Genomic DNA, 22,584 nt, shown 5'->3' with positions numbered 1-22,584 from the left:
GCCGGACTCCACCTCGCAGCACTCATCCTCTGGCTCCGTGAGCCCGGACAAGATCATTTGTCAGACAGGTCCTAGCGGACGCCGACCTCTGTCCAGAGGTTCCCCGTAGCCGACTGGCCGCATGAGCGATCACGAGCAGCAGCTGGCCCCGCGTCGACGTGCGCACCGAGATGACGGCCTACCGCACCGTGCCTTTCTGTTTCGCGCCGCGCAGGTCCGCACCGGACAGGTGCGCACTGCTCAGGTCCGCCAGGGTTAGATTCGCGGCGCCCAGGTTCGCGTCGCTCAGGTCCGCCGACAATGCCGGACGCTCGACGGGCTGCTCCTTGAGGCCGGTCCTGGTGAAGGAGTCCCGACGCGCTACGCCCATGCCGCGCGCGGCTCACCTACCAATCCACTGCGGACCACTCCGAGCATCCTCGAGGAAGCGGGGAAGCGTGACTTTGAGATTGAGGAAGAACTCGGGACGGTTCGCCGGGTTCTCACCTGCGGCAGCTGAGAGCGTCGAGGCGCTGGTACCTCCCAGCCACATGCCTGTCGTCAGGTCGGTCAGGTAGTGCTCCAGGCTTACGGCGGCATGGCGTACATCGCTGTGCCCGACGGTAAACAGGGGAGCGCGACTGGAGCGGGCAGCACCAACAGCAGCCAGATATTTCGCTGGTACGACGTAGACATTGCCGCTGCTGGGGATGAGCCAGTAAGTCGCCGTTGAGCTGACCTCTAGCAGGGTGTCGAGCTGCAGGCGGTTGATCTTCCAGGAATCGCCAGATGAGGCGCTGGGAATAAGGGCGTTGGCCTTCTTGACCTGGACCAGGTCCCCGATCCTCGTGGTCAGCCGATCCGGGACCGTGACCTCGAGGACGATGCCGATGTCCGCTCCGGTCGCCTTCTCTGCGTTCTTGGTCTCCTGCCGACTCGCTAGCGCTACCTCTGGAGAGTCGTGATCGGTCCACTGCTCTGCCCTTGATCCGGCGGCGAACCGTTGCCCGAGTTTCTCCAGCAGGCGGGCAGTCAGCGCTTCCTCGTCCTGCGCACCGGACTGGGACACAAAGCCCATGAAGTCCTTGACTGCGCCCGCCACCGCTCCGCGTATCAGATCTTCCAGGCCGGTGCTGGCGAGCCATGTTGACGACGGAGCGTCGAGGGGTCTCGGGAAGACATGGCGTCGAGCGTCTATGGAGCCGCCCAGCGCGTCGATCAGCTTCTGCTCGATGGGGCCGCTGCCGTCGGAGATGGCCTGGATTCCCTCGGCCCGCCGTCGGACTTCTGGTACCGCGCTTCGTGCGTTCGCCTTGAGAGCCGCTCGCACTGACCGGTGCTGCTCGGCTAGGGCCAGTGTGAGGAAGACATCGAGACCGTCCATGTGGCGGGCAAGGGCGAAGAGCCATGGGAGTGACCTGGACCATAGTGTGGGGCGGCGACTCACGGACTTTTCCACTCTGGTTCGAAGCCCCGCAGCTTCCACGGGATAGCGCTCCACGCTGAGCAGCGTCAGGTCGCGCCAAAGATCCACCAGTGCACGTTCGGTGTGCGGCGCCAGTCGCTGCACCACCTCGCCGGCCCGACCGTTTTCGAGATCCTGGTTTAGTTCGATAAGGCCCGCAGCGACGCCTACGGCTACCGCAGCCGGCACCGGCATGGCCTCGGCGACTTGGGCGGGGCTTGTGAGGCGAGCCATCCACTCCACCAGGTCTGGGGGCGACGGGTAGGTGCGACCAGCGGTGACCCATCTGCCGATCGTCAACCGCAACAGGTGCTGCTCGACCAAGGAGCCATGCTTGTCGACCAGCCCTTCAAGGCCGCGTGCCGTCGCAAATTCTTCGCCCACAGGATGACGAGCGCGCAGTATGTCCAGACAGCATCGAGGGCAGTTGGGGTCCTGGTCGCGGTAGCGGTAGTCGGCACGATGGGAGATATGGTCCACCGGGCGACTGTACTCGGCGCGGTCAAGGTACCGCCGGGAAGCGGCTGGAGATCAACACGGAACTCGCAGGCGACATCGATCTGCGGGACATACGGCCTGTCCGAAGGCCAACCCTGCGGTGTGCACCGCGATGCTCTTGGTATTCATGATCAAGTGCGATACAGTGTGCGGCTTGGCTTGATCCAGAATAGGCCAGGAGGGAGGGGAAGCCATGCCGAGCAACAAGTCCGATGTCGCCGAGGTTCGTGCCGCGCTGCGTGCCGTCGGCTACACGGTTCTGCAGGTGCAGCCGCGGGTCGAAGGCCTGTCAGGCTCTCGGCCGGATGTGTTGGCGTGGGCGTCGAACGCCGACGGGGAGCTCGTGCCGTGGGCGGTCGTCGAGTGCAAGAACAAGAAGCTCAGGCAGCCCGAACTGGTGCTTCCCGCCCTGGAGGGAAGCCAGGACCTGCTGGGCACGTTCGAGCACTATGCGGTGGTCAACGGGCAGTGGTTCAAGGCCGACCGTGGTCTCCGTGTCCTGAAACCGGTCGACGGCCCGACCAGGCCCGAGCACGGCTCGCGGGGGCTGGTCACCGACCGGTCGCTGGCCACCTCCCTCTTGTTGCAGCGTCTGTGGTTCGAGGCGGACCGTCTGCGCAATTCAGGCGTCTCCGCAGACCGGTACTTTCCTTCTGGGGACGTTCTGACGCCGCCCCGAGATCGTGGGCCGGGGATCGAACTGCCGGACGGTGTGTTCATGCCGGTTCGGGCGGACGTGCTCTGGCGCGCGAAGCAGGATGCGCTGACCGAATTTGCCTCTCGTGGCAGATACCGAGAGTTCAGCTCGCCCCCGGTGCTCGCCGCTGCCGTCACCGCGCTGGTCGAGAAGCAACTGGTCGGCACCGTCCTGGATCCGTTCTGCGGAACTGGATCGTTCCTCTGGGCGACCCTGGACCGTGCGGCGGAGCGAGGGGTCGCAGCAGAATTCCTCGGCTATGAGTTCGACGCGCAGCTCGCCGAACTGGCGGCCGACATTGGGCAGGACGCGCCAAGGCACGTAAGAATCGAAAAGGGCGACTCCTTCCTCAGGGACTTTGCCGAGGCAGACGTCGTCGTCACGGCGCCGCCTGTCGGCCTCACCCTGAACGACCGGCACCTGCTCCTGGACGGATCGACGACCACCCGCGCCGACGCCGCAGCGGTCGACAAGTGTGTGCGGGCTCTGAAGCCCGGAGGACGCGCCGTCCTGCATCTCGCACAGTCGTTCACTTTCGAACGTCGGCACGCCGCGTACAGGAGATATTTGGCCGACAACTTCCACGTGGCGGCCTTGATCGGCCTCCCTGCGGGAGCCATGACCGGCAGCGGCGTTCGTTCCCTTGTCATCGTCATCGACCGCGCCGAGCCCGGGGAGACAATGGTCGCCCACCTCGGTGAGGACTGGGAGACGCAGCTCGGCCCGGACGGCCCCGCGCTGAACGCGGTCCTGGAGTTCATCAATGTGGGAGCCGACTCAGGGGTGGATCCAGAAGCCGACCGGCCACATACACCGGGAAGGCCATGAGCAGCCACTTGACGGTCGATCTGCGCGGCCAGGCCGACTGGGATACGGGACGCCTGGTCGATCCCAAGGTCGCCTGGCCCACAGAGGCGCCCCTGGTCCCGCTGCGCTCACTCGTCTCCAACGTCCGGGCTGGCAGCGTCGCGACCGCCGGTTCTCCTGTGATCACGCCCGGCGGCCTTGTGGCGCGGACCGGGGCTGTCCGGAGGCGGAGCACCAAGTACCAGGGCAAGGCATTCACTGTCGGTCCTCGCGGTCTTCGACTCGGCGATGTCATCGTGCCTCCCTCGCCGTCCGGGCCGGCCATTTTCATCGACTCCCGGCTGGACGGCGCGCTCCTCTCCTCCCGGTTCACCGCCCTCCGACCCGTCGATCCGATGCTGTCCCGGTGGATCTGGGCCGTGCTGAACACTCGGGCCGGACGGGCCCGCCGAGCATCGCTTGCGACAGGCATCACGGTGCCGTCGGTGAAGACTTTGGATCTGCTGGACATGGGCGTGCCCCTGCCGCCCCTCGCGGAGATCATGCGGCTCGACGAGGCGCTGGCCTCGATTGAGGCGCACACCCATCTCGAAGAGGAGCCGTCGGAGTCGACGTGGTGGGCCACGGCCGACCTTCGGCGCGGGTACGACTGGGAAGTCATGCTGGCCACTCCCCGTCCCGAACTTCTGACGGATGGTGAACCGCTCGGCTCCTTCGTGCAGGAGGTGAAGCCGTCCCGCTCGACCCGTCACGTCGAGGTGCCAACGGAACTGCCGGGCACGCTGCCAGTCCTGGACGTGGGCGCTCTGGGCGGCCGGCCGCCCCGGCGATGGGTGGCAGCCGACTTCACCCCCGTAACTCGCGTCGATCCGGGCGACCTCCTGCTCGCCCGCGTCGGCGAGTACTCCTACGCCACTGTTGCGCAACGCCCGGCTGTGGCAGATCCGGGCATCTTCGTCCTCCGGCTGCGGGACAGGTCACGCGGGCCGGCGCTGGCACACTTTCTGAACGGGCGTGAGGGACGGGCCAAGCGGCGTATGTTCCTGATGAGGGCGATAATTCCGTCCCTGCGATGGGCGGACCTTTCGCGCATTCCGATCCCGGCTGAGGCCCTCGAGTTCGACGCCGACGTCGAGCCGGACGTGGCGTTGGCGGACCAGCTGGAGCGGGTGCTATGGACCGCATGAGCTGCACGCTTTCCCCACTGGTCTACGCCGAGCTCTACCGGTTGCTGGCCGCCGACAACCAGCGGTACGGCGACCTCGAGGTGAGGCTCAGCGAGATCGGGTACTCCCCGACATGGCTCGGTACCGCTGCCGACGCCTACGACGAGTACTGGGCGATGCAGCTGGATCTCAGCGGTACCGGAAGCGTCGAGCACATCACTCTCGAGAGCCCTGAGCATGCCCTCCTGGCCACATGGATACTGGCCGGCCTTCGCAACACGGGCGACGACCGCAGCTTGAGTTCGGCGTTGAGGACTCACGTCCAGAAGCGGGCGGTCGGAGAGGTCCCCGATCTCGAAGGGCGCCTTCCATCAGTCCTCAACCCAGTCATTTACGGGTGGACCCTCGGCCAGGTCGTAGGTTCCTCTTCGTCCGACTGGCCCGTAGCCCCGGCAAGCCTGCCCGACGACGTGAACCTCGTCGCGGCGTATCAGGGACTCGTCAACCACATCCTGACCCTGGAGAACATGACGGAGCCCTGGCCCGAGATGATGCAGACCTCCACCTACTGGCGGGGATACGGAATCGCGGAGGCGCTGAAGCCGGAGGCGGGAAGCGGCGGCCGTGCTCTCCTCGAACTACTCTCGGAAGCAAGGGCCTTGCTCTCCCAGCCGGTGTTCTCCCAGTTCAACACCCACTTCACTCGCTTCGGCGGGCGCCGGAACGCTTTGTCGCACATCACGGACGACGCAGGTCGTTCCGAACGGTTCGTAGATGTTGTCGCGGCCACGCATGGCTGGGAGCACCTGCGGGTTACCGTGCGCGGCCTCACGCAGTTTGTCTGTCAGGAGGCCTCTCGTCTGCTGTACGAGGAGGATCGACCACCGGCTCTCCGGAACGATCCGTGGGAGTATCTCGTCCGGGAGATATCCACAGACTGGTGGACATAGAAGGCGGATTCGGCGGCAGCATGAGACACTCGGCCGTCCCGGTACTGCTTCAAGACCACTTCGCATGGCTTGACCAGGAGTTTTATCGAGTGGTCAGCCTGCCGACGGTACTCGTTGATGAGGCCGCCGACGGCCTGTTTGCGCTGGATCCGGGGCGTGGGTAGAGGTATGATGTTAGGGTCGTCGAGCGGTGCGAGCTGGCCGCGGCCTTGGTGGGGCCGATGGTCGTTGAAGTGCCGGCGTACTCGCGCAGCAGTTTCTCGGTGTGTCCGCGGCCGTAGATCAGCAGCCGGTTGGTGCACTCGTGGCCTTGTAGGTGCCGAGAACCACGTCCATCCAGGTCACGCTGCGTTTTGGTACTCGTGGAGCATGCCGCCGAGACGGTTGCGTCTGCGGATGTCGAGGTGGACGGGAGTACGTCGGGCTCGAGTGGTTCCGGGAGTGGGCGTAGGGGAGCGGCGGCTGTGACCCGGTGGGGGCGGTGCTGGTTGCAGTAGTCCTCTTACACGCTGCGCAAGTCGTGCACGAGGTGGGCGCGGTTAAAGATGAGCGTGCTGTCGAGGAGTTCGCTCCTGCAGGATCGGATCCACCGCTCCATGAGCGCGTTCAAGCGAGGCATCCTCACTCCGGTTGGCGTGACCTCGATGCCCTGTCGGCGAACACGGCGTCGAACGCTGCCGGATAACGCGCGTCGTGATCCCGGATCAGGTATAGGTCGCCAACCGCACGCCGGCGAAGTACGAGGCCGCGGCCGACGCCATGGAGCGGTGGGCGCCTATGGACCAGGAGGCGTGCCGCTTCAGCCGGGCCCCGTAGTGCTTCAAAACGGCTTCACTGGCATCGACCTGCGACTTCTGTGAGCGGTCAGACTGTCCGCCGGTACTCGTTGATAAGGCCAGCGACGGCTCGTCAGCTTTGCATGCGGGCTGCTGGGAAGGAAACCACGTTCGGGTGATCACGAGACGCCGTAGTCAGCTACAGAACGAGCTGTCCTTGTGCGACCACGAGCGTATCGTTGGCGGGCGACTCACCCCTCGGACACACACTCCAACGATACGCATGCGAGGGCCTCGACCTGACGGTCGCGGTCCTCGTCGCGTTTTCGTAGCGGACAGTGATGCCCAGGGCTTGGTATAGCGCTGCTTTGGCCTTGGATTCTGCGCCCTGTAGCCGTTGTGCGACGTCTCCGAGGTTCTTCGCGATCTCGATGATCTCTTTCTCCGTGAGCGGCTTCTGGACCCTGTGGGGCTCGGAAAGTCGTCGCTGCAGGTCAAGCCGCGTATCGGTACTCGTTGATGACGCCGCCGAGGATTCGGGTGCGTCGGAGTGTGCGGCCTTCGGGTTTGTGTACGGTGACGGGTTGTTGGTCTGCGTCTGGCGGTAGTTGGTTGTGGGCCCGGTGGGGGCGGTGCTCGTTGTAGTGCTGCTCGTAGGCGGCCAGGACGTGCTGGGCGTGGGTCTCGTTCATGATGAGGACATGGTCGAGGGCCTCGCGTCGTATGGTGCCGATCACCCGTTCGCAGTGGGCGTTCGTCCGAGGGGCCCGCGGCGCACTCTTGAGGACCGCGATCTCCTCGGCTTCGAAGACGGCATCGAAGGACTGGCCGTACTTGCCGTCGCGGTCACGTAGCAGGAAGCGCAGGGACTCCATGCGCGTGCCCAGGTCGGCGGCGAGGTTCCGGGCCTGTTGTACCGCCCAGTCGCGGGTGGGGTTGGCGGTGACGCCGGTGATGTGCAGGCGTCGGGTGTCGTGTTCGATGAACGCCATTGCGTACAGCCTGTGTCCGAGGGCGGTGTCGAGGTGAAAGAAGTCGACGGCGATGATGCCTTGGGCCTGGTTGGTGAGGAACTCTCTCCACCTCGGGCCGGTGCGGCGCGGGGCTGGATCGATGCCGGCCGCGTGGAGGATTTCCCATACGGTGGAGGCGGCGATGGGGTGCCCGAGTCGGGCGAGTTCACCCTGGATCCGGCGGTGACCCCACTGTGCGTTCTCGCGAGCGAGCTGGAGGATCAGCTTCTTGAGTGCTGCCTCGGTGGGAGGTCGTCCCGTGCGGGCGCGCCGGCCGCTGTAGTCCCACTTTGCGGCGATGAATCTGCGGTGCCACGCCAGTAGGGTCCCGGGCGTGACCGGGAAGATCTCGCGCCAGCGGCGTCGGGGTATCAGGCTGGAGAGTGCAGCCAGCCAGAACCGGTCTGCGAACTCGTAGCGGACTGGGCCGGTGATCTGACGGCGCAGTACTGCATTCTCGTGGCGGAGCACGAGCAACTCTGCGTCCTTGGCGGTGTTGCGTCGGAGCAGCACTCCGGGGACGGACAGCAGCCCGCGGGTCACCTTGCAGAGCATCGAAAGGATCACGGCGGACATGGTCCCAGCCGAGAATGCTCTATGCCCCGACCTGCGGCGATGACTTTACGAGCCCCACAGGTTCCAGATGATGGTGCGGTCCAGCAGTTCGCGTCGGCAGGTTTGCACCCAGCGTTCCATGATTGAGTCCATTCTCGGTATCCGAATGCCGCTGAGCACGACCTCGATCCCTGCGTCCTTCAGGATGGCGTCGAACAACTCGGGGAACTTGCCGTCCCGGTCCCGGATCATGAAGCGAGCCTGGCAGCCTGCGTCCTCGAGGTCCATGACGAGATTCCTCGCGACTTGCGCCATCCAGCGCCCGGTGGGGTGCATAGTGGCTCCCAGGACACGGACCCGACGGCTCCCGTGCTCGATCACCGCGAACACACACAGCCGCGCTCCGGACAGGGTGACCGTTTCGAAGAAGTCGCAGGCCAGCAGGCATTGGCCTGGGAGCGCAGGAAGCCGGCCCACGTACTGGAACGACGTTCGGGTGACGGCTCGATCCCGGCTTGCTTCAGGATCTCCCACACGGTGGATGCGGCGACCTTGATGCCCAGGGTGAGTAGCTCGCCGTGTATGCGTCGGTAGCCCCAGTTGCTGTTCTCGCGTGCGAGACGGAGCACAAGAGCGCGTATGGAGTGCACGGTCCGCGGCCGGCCAGGGCGCCTGGATCGAGACCGTGCGGCGTGTTTCCGGGCGACCAGGTCACGATGCCAGCGCACTACTGTCTCGGGGCGCACCAGGAGCCGAAGTCGGCGCAGTCGACCCATCGGGAGCCGGTGAAGCAGCGCCGCCAGGAACGCCCGGTCGGCCACGCCGAATTGCGGCCGGGCCTCGCTCAGCTGCCGCTCCAGCACCGTGATCTGACGCCGCAGGGCCAGGATCTCGATGTCCTTGTCCCGTTCGCTCTTTGGCAGGAGGCGTAGCAGCGCCAACGCATTGCTCATGTCGAAGTAGGCCAGTCGTGGCAGCATGAGGGTTACGTTGTCGCTCTGCTCAGCTTCAGCGCAAGCGCCCTGGCGTCAGCATCGACCGAAGCTCCCCGGAGGCGAGCCATCGTCTCCCACCCGGGCGGACGGCGTTTTCGGCAAGGACAGGCGCACCTCCCCATGAACGCGGCGGGCACCCCATCGGGGACGGAGATCAGACCCGGTGAAGGAGTTCCGAAGCACTACGGGAGCATCGAAAGGATCACGGCGGACATGGTTCCAGCCGAGAACGCTCTACGTCCCGACCTGCGGTGATGACTGCACGAGCCCTACAGGTCACGGAAAGTCATTCAGGAACGACGGGGCGGCCCAGCGGAACTGCTCATCGTCGTCACGGGATTCGATGAGGCTCGCCTCGACGAGTGTGAGGAGAGCGGCATGGAGGCCACGCGAGACGGGTCCGTCCGTCCAGAAAAGGCTCTTGCTCTTCGAGAACGGGACGTCTGGGGAGAGCGCCCCCAGACTCACGCTCAGGAGGTAGGCGGCCTGGTCCCAATCCACCCAGTCCGCCATCGTTCGGGACAGCGGTAGCCGCTCGCTCACGTTCTCCTTCTCCATGGTCGCTCCGTGCCACTCAATCCGGAACGCTTCGACTCGTCGAGATCCTCTCCTACTTGGCGATGCTGTCGGCGAAGGCCTGAAAGCGGGAAAGGGAAGTCAGGTAGTCCTCGGTGTAGCCGCTCTCGGGGGTGAAAAGTTCGGCGATTCGCTCAGCGGCGTCACGCAGGGAGCGAATCAGTTCCTCTTCGTCCGTCGTGCCCACTTTCCCTGTTGGGCCGGTGACCTCGTATCCCCCTCCCCTGGTCCTCAGGAAGGTTAGGCGGAAACGGGAGTCGGAGGCGTGGAAGTCGAACCGTAGGCGGCGAGAGCCAATGAACTCACGCACGCCGTCCAGCAGTTCCTGCAGAGAGAAGAAGATCATCATGCCCATGTCTGGATCGCCGTTGGATGCGGCGGTCCCCAGGTCGCCGCTGCAGACGATGTCGCCGTAGTCGAGGCCGCCGATCGGTTCACCCGGGTAGGGCCGGACAGAGAATTGGAAGGTCATCATGGTGTCCACGACTTTCCCACAGGGTGGAAGGTGATCACGCGGTTCCCGTCGTGCGAGTCCACCGACACCCGGAAGGTCGCGTGCATGCCGTTGACCGTGAGGTGTCGCTCGTAGGTCTGGATGCGCTTCTCGGGGTCGCTCACGCGCATACCACCGTCGACGAGTTCGCGAGCGGCGCGCTCGACCTGCTCCCGTGTGGTGGTGGGCGGCAGCATGTCCGAGTGCTTGGTGCTGGGGTGGGTCCCGGTGATGTGTCGAGCCTCGATGTGCTCCCAGCCCTCCTTCAGGTTGCCCGTCTCGAGCCGGGGCCGGGTCCGGCACGGTGCCAGGCCGTACGGGTCAGCCCAGGTGAGCGGGTCGAGCACATATCGATGCGGGTTGGGTCCCGCCGCCAGGCCGAGCGGGTCCGGCGCGGTGTAATGCCCGGTCTCGGGGTCGTAGAGACGGAAGTAGTTGTGATGGAGGCCGCTCTCCTCGTCGGCGTACTGGCCGGGGAAACGAAGCGGACACTCGACGGTGTCGGAGAAGGAGGGTACGGCGGCTCCCCACAGGGTGGTGCGCATCTGCCACACCAGTTCACCCGCAGGGGACACCAGCTCCGTAGGAGTGCCGAGCGGGTCGGTGATCACGGCATGCAGGAGCGGAGGCCCGTCTGTACTGCCGTCGAGTTGACTGAGCGCGGAGCGGCCGGGCTCGCGGACCAGCGGCCGGTGGTTCAGCTGGGCCAGAGGGCGATGGGTGCCCGGTTCGTACTCCCAGGTGGTGACCTCGCCGTCCTCGGTTCTTTGTTCGGCGAGGACGGTCCCGTCCCAGGCAAAGACCACCCGCTCGTCCCCGGAAGCCTTCTCGTCGACCCGGTACTTGGCGGTGCGGCGGCCCAGCGCGTCGTAGGAGTACCGCCACACGGCCCCGTCCGGGGACACGACCTCCGTGAGCCGGTCGTCCTCGTCCCAGGAGTAGCGCCACTGCCTTCGCTGTCCGTTGAGTAGTCGGCGGACACGTGCGACGAGCCGGCACTGTCCGTCGTACTCGTACGATGTGCGCCCCGCCCGCCGCAGAAGGGTGCCTTCGAGGACGCGACTCCCGGGCGAGGCGTGTCCCGGTGCGGAGGCCTCGGTGAGGCTTCCCGAAGCATCGTAGGCGTAGCTCTCGGCCCATCCGGCGGCCTGGACACTGATGGGCCGGCCTCCGGGGTCCAGACCGAACCGCCGGGTTCCGGAGGTGAGGTCGCGGATTTCGGTCAGCCGGTCGTCGGGGCGGTACCGGTACGAACGGTGCTGGAGCAGCTGGCGGCTCGCATCGGCCGGTGTGTGATTTAGGGTCTGGCTGGTCAGCCTGCCCGCCTCGTCCCAGCTTTGGCTGAGGGCGATCTCGGAGTCGAGTCGACGCGTCACCTCCTGTCCGGCTTCGTCGTAGGCGAAGGTGAGCGTTCCCGCTTCGGAGCGCAGTTCCACCGGTCGGCCAGTCTCGTCGTAGAGCCACCAGGTGGTCAGGCCGGAGGGAGTGACCCGTTTGGTGCGCCGCCCCAAGGCATCGTAGGCGTAGCTGGTGGTCCGGCCATCGACCGACTCACTCAGGATGCGGCCGAGCTCGTCGTAGCTGAGGACGACCTCGCTGTGACCCTCGGACGCACGAACGAGCCGTCCGGCGGCGTCATACGTGTACCGGGTCAGCTCAGTGCCGTCCGCCGCGTGGCGGGTGACCACCCGGCCCATCGTGTCGCGGATGTAGTGCACCGTCTGGCCCGCACCGTTGGTGCGGGAGACCAGGGAACCCGCCGCGTCGTGGACGTAGCGCACGGTGCGGCCGTTGAAGTCGGTCTCGGAGACCAGCCGGCCGGCTGGGTCGTAGTCATAGGACCACGTCAGACCGCGTGGGTCGGTGACGCGAGCAAGGCGCAGTTCGGTGTCGTGGACAAATGCCGTGGTCGATCCGTCGGGGGACACGCGGGTGGTGGGCGTATCGAAATGAGTGAAGGTGTGCCGGGTTGTCGCGCCGTTCAGGTCGGTGTGGCTGAGCGGGTTTCCCTCGCCGTCCCAGACCCAGGTTTCACGTGCTCCGTCAGGATTCTGCCGCCAGGCGGGAAGCCCTTCCACTGTCCAGCCCAGACGGGTGGTGCGGCCCAGCGGGTCGGTGATTTCGACGGGGCGGCCGAAGGTATCGCGGCGCACCGTCGTAGTGCGTCCCCGTTCGTCGGTGACGGCCACCGGGAGCCCGGCGGCGTTCGGGGTGACGTGACGGGCGCCGCCGAGGGCGTCGACGACGGATCGGAGCCTGCCCGTATCGTCATACGTGTATCGGGTGCAGGCTCCCAGAGGGTCGATGGTGCTGAGCAGGTTTCCGCGGTCGTCGAACGTGTGGCGCCATACGCCTCCGTTGGGCTCCTCCACTTCCAAGGGCAGGCCGAGTTCGTTGAGTACGGACCGGGCCGAGGAACCGTCCGGCATGTTGATGCCGGTCATACGGCCGACATCGTCAAAGGTGTAGGAGGTGGTGCGGCCCAGAGGGTCGGTGACCTCTACGGCGCGGCCAAGCCGGTCCCGGACGGTGCGGGTGACGTTGCCGAGTGGGTCGGTCTCCTCGATGACATGGCCGCGCTCGTCGTACCGGTGGACGGACGTACGGCCGAGCGAGTTCGTGTAGGTGGTGACACGGCTGTCGTTGTCGTAGGTGAGCGTTCCGGACTGGAAGCCGTCGCTGCCCTCGGTGCGGGTCACCCGGCCCTCATCGTCATAGACGTAGGTGAAGGTGGTGCCATTACGATCGGTCCAGGAGTCGATGCGGTCTTCGTCGTCGTAGGCGAAGCGCAGCGGCTTCCCGGAGGAGTTCACCACCTCGACCAGGCGACCTCGCAGGTCGTAGCCGTAACGGACGACGACGGTGCCGGGAGCTGCATCGGGTTTGTGCCGGTCGTACGGTGAGGGCGGCGCGTCCAGCAGCCGCAGTGCGGTGATCAGATGTTCGTGGCGGTCGACAGCCAGCCAGTAGCCGCCCGAGTGGCACAGCGCGGTCGGCATGCCTCGGTCGTCCCGGTCAACGGTGACAGTGCCCCCGTTACGGTCCGACATCTCCCGAAGCGGAAGCCGGAGCGCGCCGACACCAGGGGCGGGCACGCCGGGGCCACCGAAGGTCCGCACGATGCCCGAGACGGGATCAGTGACGGTCATGATGCCGTCAGGGTGACCGTCCCACGCCAGAGACCAGCGTTCACCACCGATCGGTGTGGTGGGAGCTCCGGCACTGGGAACGGGAAATGTCAGGCGCATGCCGTCGGCTGCGGCCAGGACGACACCCTCGTCGTCGACCTGAAGGCATTCGTCGAGCGTGGACATCCACGTAGGGCCGAAAAGCAGACCAGCTCGAAACGAGGACAGGTGGGTGCGACGGAAGACCAATGGCAGCCCATCGGCAGGCAGGGTCACGTCCGTCTGGGTCATCAGCATCGCGCCGGTGGCCACATCAATCGGCTCACCCACGCATGGGGTGCTGTCGGCCGGGCGGCAAGCGGGCCCGTCCGGGTCGCGGGGCCGCACGGACGGGGGATCGGCATGCCGTCCTGCGGCGGCAGCGTCGGCCAATTCGTCGGCTACCCGAATGCCCTTGACGGCGGCGCCTCCGCCGCCGGTGGCCGCGGTGAGTGCCAGGTCGGGTATCAACCGGCCGAAGCCTTCCGCGGGGTCCTTCATGAAGTCGCTGACCATTTGCTTGCCGGTGCCTACGGGGTCGTTGGCGGCGAGGACGAGACCGGCGGCGAGGTTGTTGAGGTTGGTGGTGTATTCGGCGGGGTGGGTGATGTTGTACGGGTCGAGCGGGTTGACGCCGCGGACGAAGTTGAGCAGCCCGGCGGTGCCCTTGATGATGCCGCCGCCGACGTGGTCGCCCATGATCTGCATCTCCTGCAGACCACTGAGCGCCTGTTCGGCGTAGGTCGGCTTCTCCGGGGCCGTGTCGCGGGCGGCGCGCACCGCGCTGCGGGCGGTTTCGGCGGCGGTGTTCCGCTGCTTGCGGGCGTCGGCGAGGATGTCCTGCGCGTCCTGCATCAGCTTCTTGCCCGGGTCGGTGAACGTCGGCGAGGGACGCGGCGGCAGGCTGCCGGCCGGGTACTTGTCGGGGTCGGCGTTGTGGCGGTCGACGGCCGCGTTGAAGTCGTCGATCTTCTTGCGGTGGGCGTCCGCGGCCTCCTCGGATGCCTTGACGCCTTCCTTCCACTTGTCGATCGCGGTCTGCGCCTGCCCCTGCGCCCAGGTGACCGTCCCGGCGAACGCCTCCAGCGCGGCGGCGGCCTTCTCGCAGGCATCGGCGCCGGTGAACCACTTCGGCGGCTGGGTGCTGACCGCCTTGCGCAGCGCCTCGGCCGCCTCACCCTTCAACTGTGAGGAGTCCAGGCCTCTGAGTCCTTCGCCGGCGTTGTCGAAGGCGCTCTGGAAGCCGCGGAGTTTCTCGGCGGTGGAGCGAATCTTCTCCGCGCTGCCGTAGATGAGCTTGGTCTTGTCCTCTGTCTGCCCGAGGTCCATCTCGTCGACCTCGGCACCCATCCGGTTCGCCACCGAACGCGATTGCTCGCGCACCCAGTCAGCGCCGGACTCCCAGCCGACGTCGTCGAGCCGGTCGGCGGTCCAGTTGCCCGCGCCCTCGACCTTGTCGCCTACCCACTCGACGCCGTCCTCGACCGCGTTCTCCATCGAGTCCGGCGTGATGTCGCTGATGAAGTCGCCGATACCCATGCTCAGTTACCCCCGCCGTCACCGCTCTGCTGCTGTTGCCGGGCGCGTTCCTCCGGTGACGGCCCGAAGACGTTGTCCAGTGCCTGTTCACGCAGTTCCGGCGTGACACCGGCCGCGTCGTCGATCCTCGACGTCAGGTCGCCGACCTGTCCCTCGGTGAGGACGGTGCGGCCGGTGTCCTTCCAGGTCTGCTGGATGTCCTGGCCGGCCTGCTCGAACGACTCCTTGCTCCAGTCCGGGTCCAGGTAGTCGGGCTTGAAGACCTCGCCCCAGTCCTGCTGGGTGATCTCCTCCTCGGTGGCGTGCGGATTGCCGCCCGCCAGGGCGTTGACGCCCACCTTGAGGGTGCCCTCGACGTACTGGTCGTGTTCCCACTGGGTGCCCGCCGCCAGACCGAGACGGTTCGCCAGCGCGCTCGCGTCGCTCACCAACGCCCGCACGCCCCACTCCCACCGTTCGCAGAAGTCCTCGAAATCGACCGACAGGCCGTGGTGACCTGCCTCCATGCCGGTCATCGCCAGCTCCGAGAAGCCCTTGCCCATCACCGAGCCGGTGGCACCGCCCAAGTCCCCGAGCTGGTCGATGGTGGCGCCGACGCCCTGTGTGAACTTGGCGACCGACGCCTGGTCGAAGTTGAGGTCCATCCCGTCACCGCCCACGACCGGTCCCCTCCATCTCGGCGTCCACGGCTGCCGCGTCCGGGACGACGCCGGTCACCGGCGGGAAGAACATCGCCCCGTCCTCCGTCGCGATGTCGACCGCCAGACCGGCCGGCTCACCCAGACCCGGCACGATCTCGTCCACGATCCGCGCGCCCAGCAGCGCCGCGTAGTCCACCGGCCGGTCACCCGGACCGTGCAGCAGCGCAAAACGCGCCAGCGCCGCCTCGTCCGTGAACGCACAGACCCACCGCACACCACCCGAATGCGCGGACCACAGCCCACCACCGCCGTCCGACGGCATCAGAAGAACCGACCGCCGCATCTCACCGACCAACGCCCGCGGATCACCGACTCCCGCCCGCTGCTCGGCGATCCGTTCGGCGAGCGCCGTCCTTGCCGACTCCACGGCCCCTCCCATGTCTCCGGGTCACTACCGGCACCGTAGAACAGGACGCATGTTCGGAAGAGACGGTTCGTTCATACGGCCAGAGTTGCCTCGATCCAGCGTATTGCTTCAAAACAGCTTCACATGGCTTGACCAGGAGCTTTATCGAGTGGTCAGCCTGCCTGGCGGTACTCGTTGATGAGGCCGCCGACGGTCTGTTTGCGCTGGATCCGGGGCGTGGGTAGAGGTATGACGTTGGGGTCGTCGAGCGGTGCGAGCTGGCCGCGGCCTTGGTGGGGCCGATGTTCGTTGAAGTGCCGGGCATATTCGCGCAACAGCTTCTCGGCGTGGCCGCGGCCATGGATCAGCAGCCGGTTGGCGCACTCCTGGCGTACGGAGCGCACGAACCTTCGGCGTGCGGGTTGCAGTTGGGGCTGCGCGGCGGGGTCTTGGTCACGGCGATGCCTTCGTCGGCGAAGATGGCGTCGAAGGCGGCCGTGAACTTGGTGTCTCTGCCCCGGATCAGGTAGGTGAAGCGCTCCGCCCGGTCACCGAGGTGCCACATGAGCTGGCGGGCCTGCTGGGTGGTCCAGGCGGCGGTGGGGTGGGGCGTGACGCCGAGGATGTGCACGGTTCGGGTGCGGACTTCCATGACGAACAAGGCGTACAGGCGTTGTAGGCCGATGGTGTCGGGGTGGAAGAAGTCTGTCGCCAGCAGGCCGCTTGCCTGGGACTTGAGGAACTGGTGCCATTCGCGGCGCGTTGGATGGCGGCGTGGTGCGGGGCCGAGGCCGGCTTCGCGCAGAATCCGGTGGACAGTCGCGGCGCTGACCTTGTGCCCGAGGCGGCGCAGCTCGCCATGGATGCGGTGTGCGCCCCAGCTCGGGTTCTCACCTCCGAGCCGGATGATGAGGTTTCGGAGCTCCTCGGAGATGGGCGGGCGCCCCGGCATGACCGGCTGCGTCCACTTCTTCCTGACCAGGCGTTTGTGCCAGGCGAGTAGGGTGCGCGGGGAGACGATGCGATGGCCGCGCAGTACCTGAGGCAGCAGTCGGGCGAGTGCGGAGAGAAGGGCCCGTTCCGGCCAGGTCGGCTTCGGGACCGTGACCTGTCGGCGCAGCAGCGCGACCTCGTGCCGAAGGATCAGTATCTCCGCGTTCTTCGCGGCCGAGGACCGGCACATCAGGGCCAGCCACGCGAGGACACGGGTGGCAAGCAGGTAGACCATGCGTACGAGCACAGGACCCGATCATGCCGGACGCTGGACGCGCTCATTGCTCGAGGTCAGCCTTGGTGAAGGAGTTTTGAAACACTACGGGGTGCTCGGCCATCGGGTGCACCAGCAGACCACGGTGCCGAGCTGTCAGCGCCCCATGTTCAGAAGTCCTTGCGCGACCCACGAGCGTATCGTTGGCGGGCAACTCACCCCGCGGTGGTGCGGCCCGCCGGCGTCGATGCCGGCGGGCGTCCGGTGCTAGTGGGCGGGGCGGAACGGGCGCAGCAGGCGGATGCCGTCCTCGATGGATCCGTCGATCAGTTCGAGCATCTGCGGGACGAGTTCCCGCATGCGGGGCGCGGCGAGGTGGGCGTCGAGGTGGGCGCGGGTCTCCCAGCGTTCGTAGATGACGAATTCGCCGGGTCGGCCCTCGACTTCGTGGGCCTCGTAGTCGATGTTGCCGGGGTCGTTGCGCGAGGGGGTGACGGCGGCGGTGATGAACGCCTTGAGGTCGGCCTCCCTGCCCGCCTTGGCCTTCGCGTCCCACACGACGGTCACGTAGCTGGTGGGTGTTGCGGTCATGGTGATTCCTTCCCTGTTCCGTGCGGTGTTCCGTGCTGACGGGCTGTGTGTCGGCACCGGGCCGGTGTCAGCTCTCGATGAAGTCGAGGAGGTCGGCGTTGACGGTGTCGGCGTTCACGGTGCACATGCCGTGCGACAGCCCCGGGTAGACCTTCAGGCGCGCGTTCTTGACCAACGTGACCGCCGTCTCGGCGGAGTTGGCGATCGGGACGATCTGGTCGTCGTCGCCGTGCATGATGAGCGTGGGCACGTCGATCGCCCGGAGGTCGTCGGTGAAGTCGGTCTCCGAGAACGCCTTGATCCCCTCGTGGTGCGCCTGGGCGCTGCCGGTCATTCCCTGGCGCCACCAGTTCTGGATGACGCCCTGGGAGATGTCCGCGCCCGGGCGGTTGAACCCGTAGAACGGCCCGGAGGCGAGGTCGAGGTAGAACTGGGGGCGGTTGGTGGCCACGGCCTCGCGGAAGCCGTCGAAGACCTCGACCGGCAGCCCTCCCGGGTTCGATTCGGTCTGGACCATGAGTGGCGGGACCGCTCCGATGAGGACGGCCTTGGCGACCCGCCCGGCACCGTGCCGGGCGACGTACCGGGCGACCTCTCCACCACCGGTGGAGTGGCCGACGTGGACGACGTCGCGCAGGCCGAGGTGCGCCACCACGGCGGCGGCGTCCGCCGCGTAGTGGTCCATGTCGTGCCCGTGGCCGACCTGGGCGGAGCGCCCGTGCCCGCGGCGGTCGTGGGCGACGACACGGTAGCCGTGCTGGACGAGGAACAGCAGCTGGGCGTCCCAGTCGTCCGAGCTCAGCGGCCAGCCGTGGTGGAACATGACCGGCCGGCCCGAGCCCCAGTCCTTGTAGAAGATTTCGGTTCCGTCGCCGGCGGTGACGAACGGCATGGTCTGCTCCTCGTGGTCTCGCCCGGGTGCCGGGCGGTTTCGATGTCTCCACGAGAATGGCCCGGCGGCCGTGCCGACAGCCTCCGTCAGCTGACTGACATCCGGCCGACGGCTCGCTTGGGCCAGTACCGGGGCAGTGCCGGGACCCGACCGGTAGCTCTCACAGCCGGGTGACCGAAGGCTCGGGAGGCAGCGCCTCCAGTGCGTCGCGGAGCTCGGCCCGCGACGTGATCCCCAGCTTCGGGAACACATGGTAGAGATGCGACGACACGGTCCGCGGCGAAAGGAACAGACGCGACGCGATCTGCGGGTTCGACAGCCCCGTCGCCGCCAGCCTGGCGACCTCCAGCTCCTGCGGGGTGAGGGCCTCACCGGCCTTGCCCCGGCCGGTCCGCGTCATGCCGGTGGCGCGGAGCTCCGCGGCGGCCCGGGCTTCCCACGAACGGGCCCCGAGTTCCTCGAAGCGGTCGCGGGCGGCGGCCAGCTGCACCCGGGCGTCACGGTTGAGTCCTTGTCGGCGAAGCGCTTCGCCGTACGCCAGATGAGCATGGCCGACCTCGAAGGGCCACTGCTCGACGCCCGGCAGTGCGAGTGCCTCCTCGAAGCACCGGACCGTGTCCTCGGCAGCCGATGTCATCGCCGTGACCGTGGCCGCGCTCAGCGCGAGCCGCGACGAGAGGTGGCCGACACCGGCGTCGCGCAGCGCGTCCGCGTGCCGTCGCGCCTCCGCGTGCCGCCCGGTGCGCACGGCGGCCTCGACGAGGTCCGGCGCGGACCACACGGCCTCGGGGTTGAACGGCGGCAGCACACCCGGGGCGCAGATCGCTGTGGCGTGCCGGAAGGCTGTCTCGAAGTCGGCGGCGCCGAGGGCCGCCCGGGCCGCCGCTTGGTGGGCGCAGTTCTCCAGCCGCCGCAGTCCCCTGGGCCCTGACCACTCCCAGACGGCCTCGCAGTGGCGGCGGCACGCGTCGAGGTCGCCGCGCTGGGCCGCGGCCATCGCGGCGATGTAGTGCCCCACCTGGGCGAACAAGTGGTATCCCGTCTCCTCGGACAGTGCGATGAGTTCGTCCGCGGCGTCGGCCGACGGCTGCCACCGGCCGGTGTAGAGGTCGTCCAGGGCGACGAACATCAGGGCCGGCATGCTCGACCCCACCGCGCCGCCGTCGCGTATGACTCGGGACACGGCCTCGCGACAGCCCGGAAGCCGGTCGAGGTAGGAGGCGGTCAGGGCGGTGCGGATGACCACGTCGGCGTTGCTCTGGTCCCTCAGTCGCGCGATCTCCTCGTCCAGGCGGCGCAGCATGCCGTCGGTGATGGAGCCGAGGTCGTGGTGGACGCGCCCCAGGGACGCCGCGGCGGCGGGCGACGCCGCGGGAAGCTGTGCGAGGACCTTGGACAGAGGCTGCCAGGGTTCGGGCCGGCCCGAGTACTGGCTGGCGAGCGTGAGGGTGAAGAGCGCGGTCTCCAGCTCGCCGGACGGCGGACCGGGCGACATCGGCGCCTGCTCGATCGCCTCCGTCAGCAGCGCGTGGGCGGTGTCGGCGTCCCCTTCCGTGACGAGCACGAGGAAGCCGGCCGTCGCGGCCGCCGAGAGCGACCGGGCCGCCGGATCGCCCTCGACCTCACGCATGATCTCGTGGCTGACCTCCAGATGACCCGCGACCCAGGCGGCGACGTAGGCGGCCTGCGACAGGCGGCGTCTGCGGACTGCCCGGTCGGGGCTCAGCTCGGCCGCGCGCCGCAGCCTCGCGATCGCGCCGTCGGCGTCACCGCGTCGCAGGCTGCTGCGGGCCGCCGACTCCACGGCGGTGGCGACCGCCTCGTCGGGCGCCGTCGTGGCTCTCGCGAGGTGGTCACCGCGCCGCTCGGGCTGGTCGCCCAGCGCGTCGGCCAGCCGGCGGTGGGCGGTGCGCCGCTGCTCGCCGGTGGAACCGTCGACCACCGCGGACCTGACCAGCGGGTGCCTGAAGCGCACCGTGCGGCCGTTCTCCGCGACGATGACCAGGTGGTCGCGTTCCGCGGGAGCGAGCCCGTCGAGCCCGCCCGGCCCGCCGGCCGCCTCGAGGATGCCGATGTCGCCGGAGCCCTCGAGAGCCGCGAGCAGCAGTACCTCGCGCGTTCTGTGCGGTAGCCGTCCGACGCGGGCGCTGTACAGAGCGCGCACGTCCCGTCCCTGGCCGCTCGCCCACCCCGCCCCTTGGCCGTGTCGGCCGCCGGACGCCCCGGTGGACCCGGCGAACTCGAGCAGAGCCAGGGGGTTTCCCTGTGCCTCGTGCGCCAAGGTCGAAAGGACCCGGCGGGGGAGGTGGGCGAAGCGCCGGGACAGCAGGCGCAGGGCGTCCGCGTCGTCCAGCGGCGCGATCTCGAGCTCCGGCAGACCGGTGGACCGGAAGGATTCGTCGGACTCCTCCCGCTGTGCTCCGAGCAGCCCGATGCGGCGACCGCCCAGTCTTCTGGCGACGAAACCCACCGCGGCCCGGCTCGCCGGGTCGACGGCATGAAGGTCATCGACCACGAGGAGCAACGGCCGCTCCTTCGCGGCCTCGTCGAACAGGGACAGTGCCGCGTTGAGGACGGCGATCCGGCGCGGCACGGGGCCGGCGCCGAGACCGAGGGCGACCTCGAGGGCCTCCCGGGTGGAATGCGGCAGACGACCGAGCTCGTCCGGCAGCGAGCCGACGAGCTGATGGAGTCCCGCGAAGCTGATGTCCGTCTCGTACTCGTCGCCGCTTCCGCGGACGACCCGCATTCCCTTCGCCACCGCCAGCTCGGCGGCCGCGTCCAGGAGTGCCGTCTTGCCCACGCCCGGATCACCGGTGAGCAGCAGGGCGGCTCCGTTCATCCCGGCCATGTCCAGGAACGCCGCGAGCTCGGCGAGCTCGCCCTCCCGGCCGACCAGTCCGGTCGGGCCGACGCCCATGCCTGTCCTTGACTTCGCCCACATCCGCCGTGTCCCCCGCCATGCCTCGCGAGGCAGTCGAACCACCAGCCGCGCACTTGACCAGCAATTGTCGCACCCACCGGCAAACGGAGCCTGAAGCCATCCGCTTCGCCGACACCCGCGGCTCCCGGACGAAGATCATGCAGAACACCAGCCGGGCGCTGTGGCCCCACCGCAACGACAGCACGAAGGCCACGTGGATCATCGTGCCGGTCGCGTCCCCCCGCCCGGCAAAGAGAGATGGCCGTAGGCGTACCGGAGAAAGTCGCCCCGGGCCTCGCCGCGCAGGCCGGTGCCCGGTTCGTCGAGCAGGCGTGGGCGCCGACTCGGCGGTGCCCACGGCGCGTACGGTCGCGTGGGTCACCGCGTCCGCGCCCCGCCGTGAGGACGTTGTCCAGGGTCAGCGGGTTCGCGGTGCCGAGCGGGTGCGTCCCCGTCGTCGGCGTGAACAACGTGTCACCGTCATTGAGCAGGTGTACCGGGCGCACGGCGCGGGCGCCGTCGTACGCCGTGCCGGCCAGGTTCCCGCGGCGGCGACGGTTCCCTCACAGAACCGGCACCGCGACGTCTTCCTCGCCCGTCCCGTGCTGCGGGCTCGCCCCGAGCGCCGTCAGCGTCACCCCGACTGCCACCGCCAGCGCCGCCACCAGCCCCGCCGCGAGCACCGCCCAGTGACCCAGGAACGTACAGACGACCACCAGCAGCGCCGTGGCCGGCAGGACCGACTGCTGGGCGATCCCCACCTTGTAGAAGCGCGAGTGCAGGGCCCACACCATGAGTAGGAACAGCGCTGTCGGCAGCGTCACCGCTGCCGACGCCGACAGCGCCGAAAGGTGCGTCTTGCCCACCGCCTGCTCCACCGCCACCTCCAGGCCGGCCCCGATCGCGGCACCCGAGACGAAGATCAGGTAATGGCCGTAGCCCCAGAGGAAGGACTGCCGGTTGGATCGGAGGTGCCCGTGGATGGGGACCGCGAAGTAGACCCACCAGGCGGCGAAGATGATCAGCAGTCCGCCGGCGGCGATGGGCAGCAACTCACCCAGGGCCTCGTGCTCGTCGATCCCCGACTTCACGGCGACGGTGGCCGCCGCGATGGTCTCGCCGAGCACGATGAGCGTGAGCAGCCCGTACCGTTCGGCGATGTGGTGGGGGTGCTAGGCCCTGTCTGATAATTGATCTTGTGGTGGGTCGTGGTGAGCTGACGGATGCGGCGTGGGAGCGGATAGCGCC

At 67.9% G+C, this 22,584-nt stretch carries 16 protein-coding genes and 3 pseudogenes; 3 read left to right on the top strand and 16 right to left on the bottom strand.

What is annotated here, in order from left to right:
* Window positions 1–178: 178 nt before the first annotated feature.
* Together A2U95_RS31830 and A2U95_RS31825 are read right to left on the bottom strand one after the other, a co-directional pair.
* Window positions 179–370, bottom strand: a complete 192-nt coding sequence (locus tag A2U95_RS31830; protein ID WP_166029488.1) for a pentapeptide repeat-containing protein — start codon at window positions 368–370, stop codon at window positions 179–181.
* Between the two features lie 12 nt (window positions 371–382).
* Window positions 383–1,924: a hypothetical protein gene (locus A2U95_RS31825; protein WP_166029486.1), complete on the bottom strand. Its 1,542-nt coding sequence runs from the start codon at window positions 1,922–1,924 to the stop codon at window positions 383–385.
* Window positions 1,925–2,135: 211 nt separating this feature from the next.
* On the opposite strand from A2U95_RS31825, the gene A2U95_RS31820 reads away from it, so the two are divergent.
* The 3 genes from A2U95_RS31820 to A2U95_RS31810 are packed head-to-tail and all read left to right on the top strand — an operon-like array spanning window position 2,136 to window position 5,562.
* A complete protein-coding gene (locus A2U95_RS31820; RefSeq protein WP_166029484.1) occupies window positions 2,136–3,467 on the top strand; it encodes an HsdM family class I SAM-dependent methyltransferase in 1,332 nt (443 codons plus the stop codon).
* Window positions 3,464–4,633, top strand: a complete 1,170-nt coding sequence (locus A2U95_RS31815; protein WP_166029482.1) for a restriction endonuclease subunit S domain-containing protein — start codon at window positions 3,464–3,466, stop codon at window positions 4,631–4,633. The genes A2U95_RS31820 and A2U95_RS31815 overlap by 4 nt, the downstream gene beginning before the upstream one ends.
* Window positions 4,630–5,562, top strand: a complete 933-nt coding sequence (locus A2U95_RS31810; protein WP_166029480.1) for a hypothetical protein — start codon at window positions 4,630–4,632, stop codon at window positions 5,560–5,562. The genes A2U95_RS31815 and A2U95_RS31810 overlap by 4 nt, the downstream gene beginning before the upstream one ends.
* Before the next feature lie 1,270 nt (window positions 5,563–6,832).
* On the opposite strand, the gene A2U95_RS31805 is transcribed toward A2U95_RS31810, so the two are convergent.
* The 14 genes and pseudogenes from A2U95_RS31805 to A2U95_RS31750 form a co-directional block, all read right to left on the bottom strand.
* Window positions 6,833–7,918 (bottom strand): integrase core domain-containing protein, encoded by a 1,086-nt coding sequence (locus A2U95_RS31805; RefSeq protein WP_166029490.1) that lies wholly within the window; start codon window positions 7,916–7,918, stop codon window positions 6,833–6,835.
* Between the two features lie 69 nt (window positions 7,919–7,987).
* A pseudogene (locus tag A2U95_RS31800) lies at window positions 7,988–8,886 on the bottom strand (integrase); the annotation flags it as partial.
* Between the two features lie 291 nt (window positions 8,887–9,177).
* Window positions 9,178–9,459 (bottom strand): hypothetical protein, encoded by a 282-nt coding sequence (locus tag A2U95_RS31795; RefSeq protein WP_166029478.1) that lies wholly within the window; start codon window positions 9,457–9,459, stop codon window positions 9,178–9,180.
* 52 nt (window positions 9,460–9,511) lie between these two features.
* Window positions 9,512–9,961 (bottom strand): hypothetical protein, encoded by a 450-nt coding sequence (locus A2U95_RS31790; RefSeq protein WP_166029476.1) that lies wholly within the window; start codon window positions 9,959–9,961, stop codon window positions 9,512–9,514.
* Entirely contained in the window at window positions 9,949–14,676 is a 4,728-nt protein-coding gene (locus tag A2U95_RS31785; protein ID WP_166029474.1) for a putative T7SS-secreted protein, read from the bottom strand. The genes A2U95_RS31790 and A2U95_RS31785 overlap by 13 nt, the downstream gene beginning before the upstream one ends.
* A gap of 2 nt (window positions 14,677–14,678) precedes the next feature.
* A complete protein-coding gene (locus tag A2U95_RS31780; protein ID WP_166029472.1) occupies window positions 14,679–15,335 on the bottom strand; it encodes a hypothetical protein in 657 nt (218 codons plus the stop codon).
* Complete coding sequence (locus A2U95_RS31775; RefSeq protein ID WP_206283141.1) at window positions 15,325–15,744, bottom strand: hypothetical protein; 420 nt, start codon at window positions 15,742–15,744, stop codon at window positions 15,325–15,327. Before A2U95_RS31775 ends, A2U95_RS31780 begins: the two co-directional genes overlap by 11 nt.
* Window positions 15,745–15,896: 152 nt before the next feature.
* On the bottom strand, window positions 15,897–16,127 hold the full coding sequence (locus A2U95_RS33290; protein ID WP_240958551.1) for a transposase: 231 nt from the start codon (window positions 16,125–16,127) through the stop codon (window positions 15,897–15,899).
* A complete protein-coding gene (locus A2U95_RS31770) occupies window positions 16,088–16,951 on the bottom strand; it encodes an IS3 family transposase (RefSeq protein ID WP_240958549.1) in 864 nt (287 codons plus the stop codon). Before A2U95_RS31770 ends, A2U95_RS33290 begins: the two co-directional genes overlap by 40 nt.
* 246 nt (window positions 16,952–17,197) lie before the next feature.
* Window positions 17,198–17,521: a putative quinol monooxygenase gene (locus A2U95_RS31765; RefSeq protein ID WP_166029468.1), complete on the bottom strand. Its 324-nt coding sequence runs from the start codon at window positions 17,519–17,521 to the stop codon at window positions 17,198–17,200.
* Window positions 17,522–17,588: 67 nt separating this feature from the next.
* A complete protein-coding gene (locus A2U95_RS31760; RefSeq protein WP_166029466.1) occupies window positions 17,589–18,413 on the bottom strand; it encodes an alpha/beta fold hydrolase in 825 nt (274 codons plus the stop codon).
* A gap of 160 nt (window positions 18,414–18,573) precedes the next feature.
* Window positions 18,574–21,333 carry an ATP-binding protein gene (locus A2U95_RS31755; protein WP_240958547.1) on the bottom strand — a complete coding sequence of 920 codons (2,760 nt, stop codon included), beginning with the start codon at window positions 21,331–21,333 and terminating at the stop codon, window positions 18,574–18,576.
* Window positions 21,334–21,664: 331 nt separating this feature from the next.
* Window positions 21,665–21,875 (bottom strand): annotated as a pseudogene (locus tag A2U95_RS33285) (P1 family peptidase); the annotation flags it as partial.
* A 24-nt stretch (window positions 21,876–21,899) separates the two neighbouring features.
* Window positions 21,900–22,508, bottom strand: a pseudogene (locus A2U95_RS31750) (low temperature requirement protein A); the annotation flags it as partial.
* Window positions 22,509–22,584: the final 76 nt, after the last annotated feature.

Source organism: Streptomyces chilikensis (genome assembly GCF_001642695.1).
GTDB lineage: Bacteria > Actinomycetota > Actinomycetes > Streptomycetales > Streptomycetaceae > Streptomyces > Streptomyces chilikensis.
This window is presented reverse-complemented; position numbering and strand designations above follow the sequence as displayed.